Source organism: Paenibacillus sp. M2 (assembly GCF_046713495.1).
Lineage (GTDB): Bacteria > Bacillota > Bacilli > Paenibacillales > Paenibacillaceae > Paenibacillus > Paenibacillus amylolyticus_B.
In genome coordinates this window covers 1,778,971-1,793,921 of the sequence record NZ_CP169648.1, presented here as the reverse complement: position 1 = coordinate 1,793,921, position 14,951 = coordinate 1,778,971, and the positions used below count along the sequence as shown (strand labels likewise).

The window sequence follows — 14,951 nt, the reverse complement described above, 5'->3', positions numbered from 1 at the left end:
ATATAGTCTGAACTTAGGCATTTGCGATAATTTCAGATATTTCTTCATTGATATGATGTATCTTGAATAAGTTATTGATCTCATTTATCGTTGGATTGATTAACATATAGTTCTCCTCATATAACTAGGATCTTGATTTATTTGGTAAACATAAAGTGAGGTTAGATTCCAGTTGCACAGTGGGTTGGGTTATCTTTCAAAATGTGCTCGTTCTTCTTGATTGGAACTAAAAATATAATCTGGATACTGGTTTGCCATGGGTGGAAGCTGATCCTTGGGGAAAAACTGCAAATCCTTCATCTCTTCATTATCGGGCGTGAGTTGCCCGGATTTGATCCTGCATTCAAAAACGATAGTCAAATATTCAACCTGATGACCATTACTGTATGTAAACCTTCTTGCTTCACCCCCGTATACTCCAATAATCTTCTCGGGTTCAACAACTAGACCTGTCTCTTCCAGTGCCTCTCTTACCATCGCTTGCGCCGGTGTCTCACCAAGCTCAATGGCTCCAGCAATTAACCCCCAGGTTGATTCGTTATGTTTACGACCGAACAGGATCTCCCCTTGTTCATTTCGGATAATCCCAGCGACACCCGGCATAAAAATAAGCTCGTTGCCGATCTTGTCCCTGAGATTTATGTAATAGTCTGACATGCCCATACAGGTCTACCTCCTGTCTTTTATTTTCTAAATTCTCTTCCATGAATGATCCACTGTACGGCATCCCAAATATCCTCTGCGATATAATCAGGTTTGGTCTCCGCCCATTTTTCTCTGAATTTCGTTAATGAAGATTCCCCCCAGCCTGTTCTCACCATAATCTTGGTCGCTCCTACTGCGTGTGCAGCAAGCATGTCTGTATCTCCCACATCTCCAATAACGATGCATTTGGATAAATCCAGGCCGTGTTCCTCGGAAGCTTGCAGTAACATCCCGGGTTTCGGCTTTCGGCAACTGCATTCTTGCTCATGCGGACATATATAGGAGTGATCGAATCCATACTCGCGAAACTGCGCTTCAAACTCCTGAACACTTGCTTCTCCACGTGAGATTCGATATTGATTCGTAAACGCCAGTACCATAATTCCTTCTCGTTTCAAACACATAAAGGCTTCTTGAGCATTGGGGTATAATCTGAAATCTCTCGGATGAATAAAATGACCTGTACCACCGATGGTTCCATCCCTGTCTATAAAAACAGCTTGTACATTCCCATTTGGTTTCATCATGGTTTGTTCCTTTCCTTACCGAGAACATATTAATTGGATCTCTCGCCTCTGATCTATCTAAATTATTTCCCTATACTTTCTCATCGATAATATGCTTGCTATCATCTTGCTGCTTATGGTGTTGCTGTTTTTTGATTTCAGTTTTAAGATAGTGTACTTCTTTGATGAGTAGATCCAGCTTTTGGGATGTTTTGGATGAATCTACGGCATAACGTATAATTGCCGCAAAGATAAGAACCACAATAATACTTATCATTGAGATAATTAAAGCCCAGAAAAACTCCATATTTTTGCTCAACTCCTTGCTGTCAAAAAACTAAATTGTAAAACTTTTCTGAAAACCAAAACCATATCAACCCCAGGATCACCATAATGGTGCCTAGTACTTTTAATATTTATTCGATATGTTTAGGGATATCACTATGAGGTGGGTTATCTTCGAACTCCCAATTCGGTTTAATTTCTCGATATCTCATCAGAACAAATACTTTGTATAAAAGGTCAGGAAAAAAGTAACACGCAACGCCCACGATAAATACGGGAGTAGATAAATAACCAAAGGTGCTGGTGGTCCATTCCATCTCTATTCCCTCCATCCTCCTTTTGGGCTCTCTCTCACTCTTCCTCTGCGAGAATGTCAGCACAGCGAACAATCAATTCAGGCATATTTTCTCCATCAAAAAGAACATGAAGCTCATATCCGTTATCGATCCGATACAGCTCTTGATACAGCCAGTAAGTGCCTACAATTCCACCGTCTTGCTTGATGATTTGGGGTGCAACCAGCGTAAGTTTGTTTATACTGGTGAAGCCCCCGCGGGTGTCAAAACGAATGAGCACTTCCTCTCCAGTCAGTAATTCCGTTACCGTACAATCATGAAATTGAACTCGGCTATGTATTTCATCCGGAATATCCTGTGCTATAATGGCTTCCCGGTATTCATCCGATACACGCTCCATCTCTCTCATATTTTCTGCGCTCTGTTTCTTTAGCTGTAGCATAACTTCTCTCGTACAATAACCCAACGTAAACACACGGATATCCGCAATTTGTTCAACGATTTCCTGTGGCAAATTCTCTGCCTTATATCGAAAATTCCATTCCATTGATTCTTTGTACTCTTCCTTGCATTTCTTCTCATCAAACGGAGGGCGTACATCATATTCTGCAATAAGTTTCTCGATATGCGCTCTTTGTTCCGGCGGCATGTGAAATACGATCTGATCCTCTTCTGTCACTTCTCCCTCACCGAAAGCTTTGTCTACGCGAGTGAGCACCTGTCCATCATGCTCCAGCATGAAACGCGGGTCCAAGTTATAAAGATCTCGCTCCTGCTTCACATGCGCTTTTTCCTTTCTTTTATATAGCCTTAAAAATAGATTCTCATCAAACTCATACGTTCCTCTATGTACCCTCATCCCAAAATGAAGTCCTGTTCGTTGACACAGCTCATACCATTCTTTCGTTAAATATCTCATATGCACCTCTCCTGCTGATTTTTAGAATCTACTTTGCGATTGAAGTGTAGACCCGATCTCGTTAGAAACTGCTCTATGGTTTGCATTGCTACGCCTCCCCTATCTTCAGCCTTAACAATTCCTTATACTCAACAGACGCACGGGTCTACGCCAAGGTTTGAAAAAATCTGTGTTTTATCTCTTTGTCGTTTCGCACCGCCCATTCGTGCACAGCTTCTACACCTACGGACTCCTGGCCTCTTTGAAAATAAAAACATAGATCGATCGGCACTAACCGTTTACCGTAGAGTTTGATGCCAATCCGTCTGTAATTCACATAAATACACTCAATCTGAGATGCATCATATCTCTGATGTTTCGTAGAAATCACATGATCGCTTGCCAGCGTAATACTGGGTTTAGTGAAAAATAACCGCCAGATCAGGAAAACGATATAAACCAGAATATAGGTCAATAGAGCGATCAGGGAGTACTTCCAAATCCCATTTTTATCGTAAATACCATCCCTGAGGAGTATTGCTTCAATGACCAACATACATAGTAGGCTCAACCATGCTCTTGGATAAATCGTCTTGTATGTGATGAGTTCCACCTCCTAATCATTCTCTCCATAAATCCGAAGCCACTTGGAAGGGACTTTTCTGGCAAAATGCTTTTCAACAAAATCCAAAATGTCTTCAATTCCGGGCAATGCCGCATTTTCTTTGGCTTCGTCAAACGTCATCCATTGGTACTCGGTATGTTCATGATTTAACCGGACAACCTGGCTTTCATCCACGTATCCTACGAATACGGGAGCGGTATAGATATACTCTCCCATGGGTGAATAATATTGTTCGAATTGATTGGCAGAATACAACTGGACTTCCGTAATACCTGTTTCCTCGTGGGCTTCTCTGAGTGCAGCTTCCCATGCCTTCTCACCCTTTTCTATCCCGCCGCCAACATAACACCACTCGTTATGCAACATACGACCCGCCCGCTTTAGCATCAGTACACGGTATTGATCCAAGCTCTTCTTCAACAGAACTACAGCCACGCCTTCGCAACGATAGGGCACTGCCTGTTTCGCGTGCTCCTCACCATTCACCTTCCCGCCCCCTTCTCTTCGGAATCAAAGTCTTCCAGAACCTTAAACTTATCCCCGTGGATTTTGTCCAGATGATCTTCTCCCCAATAACACAAATGGTCCAGGGCAGGCTTAAGTCCCCAGCCGTAGTCCGTTAACTCATACTCCACTTTGGGAGGAACCTCCGAATATACCTTGCGCTGCACAATCTCGTCCTTTTCGAGACCTCTGAGCTGTGTTGTCAGCATCTTCTGCGTAATGTCCGGTATCAATCGTCGAAGCTCTGACGTGCGTTTCCGTCCAGTCATCAAGTGATAAATAATCAAAGGCTTCCACTTCCCACCCATCACTTCCAAGGCCGCTTCCACGCCTACTTTATATTTCTTTGGAGCACTTGTTTCTCCATGTTCCGTCATTTTTGAACCCCTCCATAATCAGGCTGTATCCTAGGTGAAAACATAATCTTCTTGCTTCTCTTTTTCCATTTATTCAAGCCCATTTCGGGGCCGCCATTTAGGGTACTTCAATGTTCCTATGGCACTTTATTCTTCTTATAGAACATCAAAGTGCGTACTTCCAGATGTTTTCATACCTGTTTATAATAGCATCAGCCATTGATTTATGGCTACAAGACCGTAATCCAGAAAGGTAGTGAAAGTTAAGATGAACGTACTCGTTGTCGTATCCCACCCGCGTAAAGATTCGTTGACCTTCCAGGTAGCTGAACGTTTTGCAAAAGGGCTTACCGAGGCTGGTCACGGTTATGAAATATTGGATTTGCATGGAATTGGATTCGACCCGATTCTTCGTGAGATGGATGAACCAGACTATACCCAAGAGAATCAAGTGTTCTCACCTGAGGTTGAAACCGAGATGAAGCGATTGAAGAAACACGATGCTGTGGTTTTTGTGTTTCCTCTCTGGTGGTGGCATCTGCCAGCCATGTTGAAGGGTTATGTGGATCGTGTCATGAACAACGGATTTGCCTACGGCGCGAACAAGCTCCCTCATCAGCAGATGTTGTGGATCGCTCTTTCGGGTGTGACGGAAGAACAGATGCATAAGCGCAACTATGGTCAATCAATCGCCAATCTGCTCAATGTGGGTATTGCCGATTATTGCGGCGTGTCCCAATCAAGGGTTGAGTTTTTATATGAAACGTTGGAATCCAAGCCTGAGCATTATGAGGCACTGCTGAACCATGCACATCACATGGGACTGAACTATGCCAACGACCCTTCGACGCTATAAAGGCATTATAGCGCTACATCGATACGACGCCTGACGCCGCAACTCCGCTTGAACACGGCAAAAAGGTCGCTCCGAAGAGCGACCCTGTCTGTGTGTCTTGCATTATTTTACGGTCGAGAGAAGGAACTTCTCCAACATAGTGATATCGGTAATACTATGGTTGCAAGCTGTGTTATCCATGCATACGTACTGGGCCACGGAAGAAATGTTGTCCGGCGTATAACTCTTGGTTTTCACGTTGAAAAATCCGAGCTCCTGATGGCGATGACAGAACATGCAATACCCTTTCTTGTTCGTGGCTGTAAGCCGTCCCTCAATTCCGAGGAATCTGCCTTCATGCGGATACACGATGAACAAGCGATCGGTAGCAATGTCGGTCCATCTCAGATAAGTTGTACGTGCATAATCGATGGATTCCAGATCCGGCACTTTGAGCTTCTTTACCTTGGGAAACAGCTTCTGAATCTGCTTCGCGGATACTTGCGGAAATGGAATCAGATATTCTTCCAGCTGGTTCAGATAGGTCTGCAACTCATGTGTCTTCTCATACGTGGATAACTGCTCCAGCAGTTGCTTTTGTTCCGGCGTCAGATCATCGAAGATGCCAACGGCATTCGTACTGACGGTATAACGGACCGTATCCAATACTTTGGGGTCCACGACCGAGCGTAGCGTTTTGAGCAGGAAATCAGCTTGTTTATGAATATAATTGAATTGATGATTATGAATAAATGGTGTTTGCATGGCTTTCAGCCCCTTATTTTTATTAGGAAAATAAAGTAAGGTGCAAAGCCTGCGGGATGAACCGTTATGTTGATATTGATTTCAGGGCAACAATCTCATTTTTGTCGCGCCCTACACAAAGTCCGCCCCTATTCAGGCTTTGCGTAAGGCTTTCTAGCGAACGAGCAATCCGGCATCATCCCTATTGCCACGTCATAACCCCCAATACGATAGATATAACGGAATTATAACAGGGTGGCATAGCGTAGGCAACGGGCTTCGTTCCAGTTTCCTCTTTTCAGGAAATATGATTACATCTCAGGCTTTCTTCCCATTTTCCACGAAATGATCTACTGCTGACTGCTCAATGGCCAGCCCTTCGGTGTAACGCTCCATGAACAAGGCAAATCCATTCACGTCCACACGATTCGGAACAACCTCTTGTCCTTGTGCATCTTTAAACACTTTAGTGGTAAGGTACTCCGCCAAACCCTCGTCCTGTTGCTTATTCACCATGTAGGAAGCCAAAATAGCCATTCCCCATGCGCCGCCTTCGCCCGCGGTAGACATGACCGAAACGGGAATATTCAGTGCGGAGGCACACATTTTTTGAGCGACAAGTGGGGTTTTGAACAATCCACCATGCGCCCATATGTGCTCAATCGTTACGTGCTCCTTCTGTGTGAGAATATCCAGTCCGAGCCTTAGTGCAGCAAACGCAGCAAATAGATGGACTCTCATGAAGTTTGCCAGATTGAAGCGACTCTCTGGAGAACGCACGAACAACGGACGACCTTTCGCAATTCCTGTAATGTTCTCCCCTGAATAGTAGCCGTAGCTCAGTAAGCCACCGCCATCCGAGTCAGCTTTCAGCGCTTCATTGAACAAGACGCTAAATAACTGATTCATATCGGGTTTCATCCCCATCGCCACATAAAATTCACGGAACAAGTCGACCCAGGCATTAATATCGCTGGAGCAGTTATTCGCAAGCACCATAGCCACAGGATTGCCATCAGGTGTAGTGACAATGTCAATCTCAGGGTATACCGCAGATACGTTTTTCTCTAATACAATCATGGCAAAAATCGATGTACCCACGGAAATGTTGCCCGTCCGTTTTTGGACACTATTCGTAGCAACCATGCCTGTTCCAGCATCGCCTTCCGGAGGGCAAAGTGGAATATGGGATCCCAACCTACCCGATGGATCTAACAGTCGCGCACCAGCTTCACTAAGATATCCGGCATGTTCACCGGCAGGGTACACTTTAGGTAAAATATCTATAAGATTCCACGCGTAGCCTCTGTCAGCAATTAAATCGTCAAACTTCTTCAACATAACTTCATGATATCCCCGTGTGGATTCATCCATTGGGAACATGCCTGAGGCATCCCCTATACCAATAGCTTTACTGCCAGTTAAGAGCCGATGTATGTAACCCGACAATGTCGTAATATAATTGATGTTCGTGACATGCTCTTCTCCGTTCAAAATCGCTTGATACAAATGTGCGATGCTCCAGCGCTCTGGAATTTTAAACTGGAATTTCTCGGTTAGCTCTGATGCAGCCTTCCCCGTTGTGGCATTACGCCATGTACGGAACGGAACCAATAACTCCCCTGCCTGATCAAGTGCAATGTAACCCTGCATCATAGCAGAACATCCGATTGATCCAATCTTTTGTATCGTTACACCATATTTTTCCTCAATCTCTTGCTGTAATTGATGATAGGTTTGTTGCAACCCATGAATCATATCATCCAAATGGTAAGTCCAGTAACCGCCAATCAATTGATTTTCCCATTCATAACTGCTGGAACAGATGGTTTTGAAATGGTAATCTATGAGTACAGCTTTGATTCGTGTGGATCCAAATTCAATGCCTAGCGAAGTTTCTCCCCTGAGTATTGCTTGTTTCAAGTTTTGATCCATCATCGTATTCATCCTCTCTGAATTTGAAATAGCTCGATTCGGGAATAGGTGATTTGAATAGCCCAAATCAAGGTGTAAATTTCATGAAGAAAGAGCAGGATTGGAGCTGTAACGGACAATTACAACGTTAATACCGCCTGTACTTCACCACATGCCAATATTTCACCGGTTTGAACAAAACCAAGAGAGTCATAAATTTTCTTCGCAGCTAGATTTTCAGGTTTGTAGGTGAGTTCTACAACTTTGGCTTTTCCACGTGGGAAAGTCCTCGCATACTCAATTGCTTTTACTACGATTTCTTTACCATATCCGTTACCTTGGTATCGCTGGTCAATCATCATCTTGAAGATGCCATAACTGCTATATTCAAAGTTGCCATCCCCGTCATCATAGTACATCGAAATAAAACCTACCATATTGTCTTCCTTATAGACTGCAAAAGTAATAATAATCTGCCCCTCATCTGAGGCAACGTACGCTTCAGCAAGTGCATGTTGGTTCGAGGATATGAATCTTTGTTGGTCTGGAGTGACTTTAAGTTCAATACATTCGATAAAATTATCCTAAGTTATTCTTCTAAATTCCATTTTGAATTCCCTCCTGCACTTGTCATCATTACTAGTTTCTTCTCTATCTAACTGCACTAGTAAAACTCGCTTTAAAAATAAGATCATACACATTGGTGTAAGAATCGTAATACTCAAGTGCCTGTTTTCTTTCTTCGTAAAACGACTTCAACCTCTCTGTGTCTCCAGTATCGACATAAGCGATTAACTCACGACTTGCTTTTTTGTATACTTCTACACTTTGTCTCGCAGGTGCAAAATCAAAGGAGTTATAGTCTAGCACGGGAGTAAAGTTCTCCGGTCGGATTCCCGCATTTGATTCAGCTTCCGCTATGAACTCGTGTAATTTCGAGAAATCTACCGGCTCTTCAAGCAGCACATTGCCCAAAATGTGAACCACTTCCTGATCCATCTTGTTGAATCGCGTTGTAAAGACATGATTAAACACATGCATCTCCATCAAATTTCTGGTGTATAGTAAATAGCTATTAACCAAATGAAGCGTTGAGTTTTTATACTCTACGGAGAATCTCGCACCTCGAAGAATATTAGCCGGGATATATACTCGGCCGTCTATCATTTTTGCTTCGGCTCCTGCCTGTGTTTTGAGTTCCTTTTCATTAAAAATCACGCTGATTTTCTTAGGTGCACTTGAAACGGTATGAGCCATGGAGCAGCTTAATAACGTTACAACAAGTGTAAACATCATCATCTTTTTCACTATGTACAACTCCTCGATAGGAATAATCAGGATATACTTGCATTTCACGTTTTTATCGTACCATTTTATTCAAATAAAGGTAATACACTACATATATGCAATGTTCTTTTTCCACACAAAGAAAGAGCCACCTCCCTGGCCTTCCCCAGTTCAGTGACTCCCTTTTCATAATACATTCATTTCAGTTAAGCAACACATGTTTACATTTACGGTCCCTACTCCTTAACAGCACCAACCACAATTCCCGTTACAAAGTACCGTTGCAGGAACGGATACACGAGCAGGATCGGAAGCGCGCTGATAAAGATCTGCGAAGCCCGAATCGTCCGTTGGGACAGGTTCTTCACCGCTTCTGGATCAAGTTTCGACATGTCCGCTTGTACGATGATCGTCTGCATGAACGTCGCGAGTGGCAGCTTTTCCGCATCACGGATGTAGATGATTCCGTCAAAGTATGCGTTCCAATGCCCAACCATCATGAAGAGTGAAACCGTTGCAATAACAGGTACGGAGACCGGCAGATAGATTTTGATAAACGTCTGAAAGTGCCCTGCTCCATCGATAAATGCAGCTTCCTCCAGATCCTTCGGAACGGTACGGAAGAAATTCAGCAACAGAATGATGTTGAACACCGCAACCAATCCCGGCAGGATCAAGGCCAGCAATGTATTCATTAGACCCAGCTTCAGGATCAGGATATACCCCGGAATGAGGCCACCGCTGAAAAGCATCGTGATGACAAAATACCACAGATAGATGTTACGAGCGCGGAACACCCGCGTCTCTTTGGAGAGTGCATAGGCTGCAATCGTATTGACGATTAACGCAAGCCCTGTACCCAGTACCGTCCGCTCCACGGATACCCACAAGGAGGAGAGGAAGTTGGTATTGGCAAATGTTTTTGCATACGCCTCCAATGTAAATCCAATCGGCCAGAACGTGACGAGACCAGCATTCGCAGGTGCAGATGCGCTAAGAGATACCATGAGCAAGTGATACAAAGGCAGCAAGCAGAGCAGTGAAAGCAGGGTCAGTAACACATTGTTGAATATGCTAAATATGCGGTAAGGCATCGTTTTATGATACATTCGTTCGTCCTCCTCTCTAGAAAATTCGGTATCCGGCGAATCGGTAAGCCAGTCGGTACGAGATCACAATCAGGATCAGGCTGATGACCGATTTGAACAGATTCACAGCGGTAGCGAAACTGAACTGCCCACTAAGCAGACCTTCTCTATACACAAACGTATCGATAATATCGCCTTGTTGGTAAATCAACGGGCTATATAAGTTAAAGATCTGGTCAAAGTTGGCGTTAAGCACATTCCCCAGTGCCAGGGTCGCGATGACGATCCCAATCGGAATAAGTGCCGGGATGGTAATATACATCGTTTGCTTCCAGCGTCCCGCTCCATCCACTTCAGCTGCTTCATAAAGTGCTGGGTTAATGCCGGACAACGCCGCGAGGAAGATGATCGTGTTGAATCCAAACTCTTTCCAGACGTCACTCGCAATAATCGTGAATCGGAACCAGCTGCCATCCCCCAGGAAGAAGATCGGCTTGATGCCGAATACCGAAACCAGGAACTGATTGACAATACCCGTCTGGGCCAGAATGTCGATCAGGATACCGGATAACGTTACCCAAGACAGAAAGTGTGGTAGATACACGAGCGTTTGAATCGTTCTTTTTAGCGCCATCTTCCGTACCTCGTTGAGCAATAAGGCGAAGACAAACGGAATGATTAGATTCATGACAATCTTCGTACAGGCAAAAAATAGCGTGTTCCACGTAATTTGCAGGAAGTAATCATTTTCCCACATGTACCTGAAGTGCTTTAGCCCTACCCATTCGGAATTGAAAAATCCCAAGGCAGGTTTATAATCCTGAAATGCCATCAAAATCCCGGACATCGGAATGTATGAAAATATAAAGACCATAATGGCCGCCGGCAACACCATGAAGTGCAGAATCCATGGCTGTTTGTAGCGTTTTTTTCTCTTTTTTTCCAGCTTGTTCCCAACGTTTGCCTGCGGGACCCGCTTACCCTCCAATTTAGCCTCCATAGCACTGCTCCTGTTCCCAAAAAAAGTTTTTGTGTGTGATGGGGTTCTCTGATATAAATAGTATCAAGCCATACTGAGGTCTGCTATATAACATTGTTAGGCTTGATAGTGTTTTGTTAGGGCCATCCTAGAAGAAGTTGTTTACACACGAATTAGAAGGAGACTTTTTATGTATATATGGAAGCGCTTCATGCCTTTTCAAAATAAAACCAGATCCCGATTCAGTCTATTCGCCAAAATAAATCTGTTAATTGTGGTCTTATTCATCCCCATTCTGATCATGTACACCTACTCCAACAACGTCACCTACGATGTCGTCAGCAAAGAATTACAGATCTCCAACACGAAACAGCTCACGTTCTTGTCCAGTCAGATCGACTCCCGTATCAATCAGATGATGGATTTCAGCCTGATTCTCTCCCGAGATCCGAATGTCAGAGCCTTCAACGGCCTGAACATGTGGGATGATCGATATGACCGGATGCAGACCCGTTATGTAATTCAGGAGAAGATGACGCTTCAGACGAGCGTTACCGATATATGGCCTACCCGATATGCGGTGTATTCACAGCAGAATGAGGATGTCATCGCCAACTACAACCGAACTACCGGATATGATGAGGCGTATTTGAAAAAAAATATGAGCGGACAATGGACCTATGGGGACCAAAGTGCCGAATCACAAGATGAGATGAAATCCTTCTATTGGTTCTTTACAGACTCCCTCGCCCAACCTGGAATGCTCACTGGAAGCAATCTGGTGATTGAAGCCAGCTTCAGCTATGAGAATATTCAGAATATGCTGGATACGTATAAAGCAGGCGGACAAGGCGATCCTTTCTTATATCACAAAGGAAATGAACCCATTCTGAATCGCAGCGCGGACAAGCAGTTATCCGCAGCACTCACTCAGTATCTGGATACGCACTCACCAGAGGATACCACACAGGACGTGGTCGAACTGAACGGAAAGAAATATCTGGTTAGCTCCGTGAAGTCCACCTATCTGGATTGGCATCTGGTTGACGTCATCCCGCTGTATCAGATTTTGAAACCCATCTCGCTCAGTCAGAATCTGTTCTACACCAGTATGATTTTACTACTCGTTGTGGGCATCTCGGCTTCCATCCTGCTGTACCGGAATGTCCAGTATCCAATCAAACAGCTGATCAAAGGCTTACGCCGCGTAGAGCAGGGCGATTATTCCGTTCGACTGCATAGCAAAAACCAGAATGAATTCTCATTCCTGTTCCGCCGATTCAACGATATGTCCCATCAGATTCAGGATCTGATCGAGAATGTGTTCCATGAGAAGATTAGAGCCAGGGAAGCTACGCTGAAGCAATTACAGGCGCAGATCAATCCGCATTTCCTATATAATTGTCTAGGCTATATCATCAACATGGCCCAGATGAAGGACGAACAAGCTGTGGTCTCCATGGCGCATAACCTAAGTGCGTATTATCGCTATACCACCCGTATGGAAAAAGAGACCTCTTCGCTTCAGGAAGAGATCAAGCTGCTGATCAACTATCTGGACATTCAGAAGCTGCGCAATGGCCGGATTGAATATCACATCGATATCCCTGAGGATATGCTTGCCCAATCAGTGCCGCGATTAATGCTTCAACCGATGGTTGAGAATTCCGTCATACACGGTGTGGCGAAGTCCTATTCATCCGGGGAAATCCGAATTACCGGGGAGCGCAAGAATGGTTTTGGCAGAATATACATCGACGACGATGGCCCAGGCCTAAGCCCCGAACAGTACGAAGCGTTGAACTTGAAGATGCAAGAACCACTACAAGAAGAAATGGGCTGCGGCCTTTGGAATACGAATCAACGAATCATGCACACATTCGGAAGCCACTCCTACCTCCTATTCGGCCCATCCCCACTTGGCGGATTCCGAACCGAAATTATCTGGGAGATATCAAAAGAGGATACGGAGCACGGAGATGCTTCTAAGAGTTAAAGTTAATACAAAAAATAAATTGACGATTTAATTTTGAACAAGATCATGTACACGATAACGCAGAGGACAGAAAAAACCTGTAGAAGCAAAGCGTTCGCCTTTATCCCCAGATTTACACATTTAAAAATTCAATCAATAAATCTGGGGGTAACAGCGATCGGAAGGTTATTCTGTCATCGGAGTGGCAAGTGTACATATGTCTGCGTTCAACCACCAAGGAGACAATACAAACATGCAAATGATGATCGTAGACGATGAAGCACACTGGGTCGATAACCTGTCCATGACCAAGCCCTGGCATACGCTCGGGATCGAACATGTGCACAAAGCATACTCGGCACACGAAGCACTGCAAATGATCGACACCCACCCCATCGATATCGTGATCTCGGACATCCAGATGCCCGAAATGACAGGCATAGAACTGATCGAACGCATCCGCATCCGGGACAAAAAAATAAAGTGCATCCTGTTATCTGGGTATTCCGAATTCGAGTACGCCAAAAAAGCCATCCAGTTCGAAGCCGTAGACTATCTGCTGAAGCCGCCCACTGACGATGAACTAATGGGTGCTGTTCAGAAGGCCATCGATCAATTGAACAATGAATGGGAACTGGTCAGCTCACTGACACGGACCCAGTTTACGTTGCGAGAGAATCTCCCCCATTTGCGAGGAAGACTGCTCTTGGGGGCTTTGCAGGGACAACGGATCGCCGCTGCCGAATGGGAGCGGAAGCTCGCCAATTACGCTCTGCCCTTTCATACCGGGGATGCCGCATTAATGTTGGTACGGTTGGAAGAAGAATTCGGACACTATGACAGCAATGATCAGACCTTGATCGAGTATGCGATCATCAACATGGCGGAAGAGATTATGGGTGAGTTTATGGAAGTGTGGGGCGTCAAGGAGGAGCATGGATATCTGGTGTTTCTTCTGCAAATGAAAGATCGCAAAGGTGATATTGGCAAAGAAACCATGCTGGAGAAGCTATCGATTCAGCTTCAATCCAAAGTAAAACAGTTTCTGAAAGGCTCCCTCTCCATCGTTATCACCGAGTGGTTCATCTTTCCGGAACAGATTTACGATCGTTTCCGTCAGGCGTCGGCCTATTTCCGGCAGATCGTTGGGGACGAACGCGAATTTGTCATGCGCGTTAGTGATGTCGAGACACCTGCGGCGCAAGGCCCTTTGGATGTACTGTACACCCCACCAACGTTCATTAGTCTGTTGGAAAGCGGACAGTGGGATGCCGCCGAAGAGAAAATCCTCGCAGTCTGCGCCGAGTTAGACGAGAAATGGTCGGAATCCTGGGAACACTGCATGGAGGCAGGTTTTCTTATTACGGCTTCGTTCACCAATATTGCCCATCGGAACAAGCTGACTCTGACCACTTTAATGGGAAATGATGTCGAGGATTTGCAAAGCGGCGAAGTTTTCGCTACCATCAGCAAATTACGGAAATGGTCGCTCAGCGTGCTCGGCAAACTCAAGGAAGGCACATCCAATGAGATCAAGGATATTCGTTCGGATTATGTGAAGAAGATTCAGGATTTTACAGATAAGAACCTGCATCTGGATGTATCTTTGCGTGTGCTTGCAGATCATGTGAACCTGCACCCAACCCATCTGTCCAAGATCTATAAGATCGAAACGGGCGAAGGTATCAGTGATTATATCTCGCGCCTGCGTATGGATCGAGCCTGCCACAAGCTGGTGACGACCACCAAAAAAGTGTATGAAATCAGCATGGAGATTGGTTATATGGACCCGGCTTATTTTATCAAAGTGTTCAAGCGTCAATTCGGCGTTACGCCGCAAGAATACAGAGACCAGCACAAATAACATGACTGAAAACCGATTTTTTTGAACTTCATTTGAACATTCACTAATAGAGTCCTATGGAAACTAACAAACTCATATAGATGCCCTCCC

At 44.7% G+C, this 14,951-nt stretch carries 17 protein-coding genes; 3 read left to right on the top strand and 14 right to left on the bottom strand.

What is annotated here, in order from left to right:
• Positions 1-189 precede the first annotated feature (189 nt).
• The 8 genes from ACETMN_RS08150 to ACETMN_RS08115 all read right to left on the bottom strand — a co-directional run bounded on the left by ACETMN_RS08150 (position 190) and on the right by ACETMN_RS08115 (position 4,196).
• Complete coding sequence (locus tag ACETMN_RS08150) at positions 190-663, bottom strand: NUDIX domain-containing protein (protein WP_091015087.1); 474 nt, start codon at positions 661-663, stop codon at positions 190-192.
• 20 nt (positions 664-683) lie between these two features.
• A complete protein-coding gene (locus tag ACETMN_RS08145; RefSeq protein WP_091015089.1) occupies positions 684-1,232 on the bottom strand; it encodes an HAD-IIIA family hydrolase in 549 nt (182 codons plus the stop codon).
• 70 nt (positions 1,233-1,302) lie between these two features.
• On the bottom strand, positions 1,303-1,518 hold the full coding sequence (locus ACETMN_RS08140) for a hypothetical protein (protein ID WP_091015091.1): 216 nt from the start codon (positions 1,516-1,518) through the stop codon (positions 1,303-1,305).
• A gap of 109 nt (positions 1,519-1,627) precedes the next feature.
• Positions 1,628-1,828 carry a hypothetical protein gene (locus ACETMN_RS08135; protein ID WP_143786488.1) on the bottom strand — a complete coding sequence of 67 codons (201 nt, stop codon included), beginning with the start codon at positions 1,826-1,828 and terminating at the stop codon, positions 1,628-1,630.
• Between the two features lie 19 nt (positions 1,829-1,847).
• Positions 1,848-2,711: a DUF4085 domain-containing protein gene (locus ACETMN_RS08130; RefSeq protein WP_256975065.1), complete on the bottom strand. Its 864-nt coding sequence runs from the start codon at positions 2,709-2,711 to the stop codon at positions 1,848-1,850.
• Positions 2,712-2,856: 145 nt separating this feature from the next.
• The gene (locus ACETMN_RS08125; protein ID WP_143786489.1) at positions 2,857-3,246 is read right to left on the bottom strand and encodes a hypothetical protein; all 390 of its coding nucleotides are present in this window, start codon (positions 3,244-3,246) and stop codon (positions 2,857-2,859) included.
• Between the two features lie 60 nt (positions 3,247-3,306).
• Entirely contained in the window at positions 3,307-3,801 is a 495-nt protein-coding gene (locus tag ACETMN_RS08120) for an NUDIX hydrolase (protein WP_091015096.1), read from the bottom strand.
• On the bottom strand, positions 3,798-4,196 hold the full coding sequence (locus ACETMN_RS08115) for a winged helix-turn-helix transcriptional regulator (RefSeq protein WP_091015098.1): 399 nt from the start codon (positions 4,194-4,196) through the stop codon (positions 3,798-3,800). Before ACETMN_RS08115 ends, ACETMN_RS08120 begins: the two co-directional genes overlap by 4 nt.
• Positions 4,197-4,443: 247 nt before the next feature.
• Between ACETMN_RS08115 and ACETMN_RS08110 the strand changes: the two genes are divergently transcribed.
• Positions 4,444-5,031 carry an NAD(P)H oxidoreductase gene (locus tag ACETMN_RS08110; protein ID WP_091015100.1) on the top strand — a complete coding sequence of 196 codons (588 nt, stop codon included), beginning with the start codon at positions 4,444-4,446 and terminating at the stop codon, positions 5,029-5,031.
• Between the two features lie 102 nt (positions 5,032-5,133).
• On the opposite strand, the gene ACETMN_RS08105 is transcribed toward ACETMN_RS08110, so the two are convergent.
• The 6 genes from ACETMN_RS08105 to ACETMN_RS08080 all read right to left on the bottom strand — a co-directional run bounded on the left by ACETMN_RS08105 (position 5,134) and on the right by ACETMN_RS08080 (position 10,938).
• Positions 5,134-5,775: a FusB/FusC family EF-G-binding protein gene (locus ACETMN_RS08105; protein WP_091015102.1), complete on the bottom strand. Its 642-nt coding sequence runs from the start codon at positions 5,773-5,775 to the stop codon at positions 5,134-5,136.
• A gap of 297 nt (positions 5,776-6,072) precedes the next feature.
• Positions 6,073-7,689 (bottom strand): FGGY-family carbohydrate kinase, encoded by a 1,617-nt coding sequence (locus ACETMN_RS08100; protein WP_341074209.1) that lies wholly within the window; start codon positions 7,687-7,689, stop codon positions 6,073-6,075.
• Positions 7,690-7,808: 119 nt separating this feature from the next.
• A complete protein-coding gene (locus ACETMN_RS08095; RefSeq protein WP_341074208.1) occupies positions 7,809-8,198 on the bottom strand; it encodes a GNAT family protein in 390 nt (129 codons plus the stop codon).
• Positions 8,199-8,319: 121 nt separating this feature from the next.
• Positions 8,320-8,976 carry a hypothetical protein gene (locus tag ACETMN_RS08090; RefSeq protein WP_341072751.1) on the bottom strand — a complete coding sequence of 219 codons (657 nt, stop codon included), beginning with the start codon at positions 8,974-8,976 and terminating at the stop codon, positions 8,320-8,322.
• Positions 8,977-9,191: 215 nt separating this feature from the next.
• Positions 9,192-10,064 carry a carbohydrate ABC transporter permease gene (locus ACETMN_RS08085; RefSeq protein ID WP_091015104.1) on the bottom strand — a complete coding sequence of 291 codons (873 nt, stop codon included), beginning with the start codon at positions 10,062-10,064 and terminating at the stop codon, positions 9,192-9,194.
• A 16-nt stretch (positions 10,065-10,080) separates the two neighbouring features.
• Positions 10,081-10,938, bottom strand: coding sequence for an ABC transporter permease (locus ACETMN_RS08080; RefSeq protein WP_179086446.1), 858 nt, complete (start codon positions 10,936-10,938; stop codon positions 10,081-10,083).
• Between the two features lie 274 nt (positions 10,939-11,212).
• Between ACETMN_RS08080 and ACETMN_RS08075 the strand changes: the two genes are divergently transcribed.
• Together ACETMN_RS08075 and ACETMN_RS08070 are read left to right on the top strand one after the other, a co-directional pair.
• A complete protein-coding gene (locus tag ACETMN_RS08075; protein WP_411735986.1) occupies positions 11,213-13,018 on the top strand; it encodes a sensor histidine kinase in 1,806 nt (601 codons plus the stop codon).
• A 232-nt stretch (positions 13,019-13,250) separates the two neighbouring features.
• Positions 13,251-14,861: a response regulator gene (locus ACETMN_RS08070; RefSeq protein ID WP_411735985.1), complete on the top strand. Its 1,611-nt coding sequence runs from the start codon at positions 13,251-13,253 to the stop codon at positions 14,859-14,861.
• Positions 14,862-14,951: the final 90 nt, after the last annotated feature.

Coding starts and splice junctions, on each gene's coding strand:
- ACETMN_RS08150 (WP_091015087.1), bottom strand. CDS start 663: ATGGGCATGTCAGACTATTACATAAATCTCAGGGACAAGATCGGCAAC.
- ACETMN_RS08145 (WP_091015089.1), bottom strand. CDS start 1,232: ATGATGAAACCAAATGGGAATGTACAAGCTGTTTTTATAGACAGGGAT.
- ACETMN_RS08140 (WP_091015091.1), bottom strand. CDS start 1,518: ATGGAGTTTTTCTGGGCTTTAATTATCTCAATGATAAGTATTATTGTG.
- ACETMN_RS08135 (WP_143786488.1), bottom strand. CDS start 1,828: ATGGAGGGAATAGAGATGGAATGGACCACCAGCACCTTTGGTTATTTA.
- ACETMN_RS08130 (WP_256975065.1), bottom strand. CDS start 2,711: ATGAGATATTTAACGAAAGAATGGTATGAGCTGTGTCAACGAACAGGA.
- ACETMN_RS08125 (WP_143786489.1), bottom strand. CDS start 3,246: ATGTTGGTCATTGAAGCAATACTCCTCAGGGATGGTATTTACGATAAA.
- ACETMN_RS08115 (WP_091015098.1), bottom strand. CDS start 4,196: ATGACGGAACATGGAGAAACAAGTGCTCCAAAGAAATATAAAGTAGGC.
- ACETMN_RS08110 (WP_091015100.1), top strand. CDS start 4,444: ATGAACGTACTCGTTGTCGTATCCCACCCGCGTAAAGATTCGTTGACC.
- ACETMN_RS08105 (WP_091015102.1), bottom strand. CDS start 5,775: ATGCAAACACCATTTATTCATAATCATCAATTCAATTATATTCATAAA.
- ACETMN_RS08100 (WP_341074209.1), bottom strand. CDS start 7,689: ATGGATCAAAACTTGAAACAAGCAATACTCAGGGGAGAAACTTCGCTA.
- ACETMN_RS08085 (WP_091015104.1), bottom strand. CDS start 10,064: ATGTATCATAAAACGATGCCTTACCGCATATTTAGCATATTCAACAAT.
- ACETMN_RS08080 (WP_179086446.1), bottom strand. CDS start 10,938: ATGGTGTTGCCGGCGGCCATTATGGTCTTTATATTTTCATACATTCCG.
- ACETMN_RS08075 (WP_411735986.1), top strand. CDS start 11,213: ATGTATATATGGAAGCGCTTCATGCCTTTTCAAAATAAAACCAGATCC.
- ACETMN_RS08070 (WP_411735985.1), top strand. CDS start 13,251: ATGCAAATGATGATCGTAGACGATGAAGCACACTGGGTCGATAACCTG.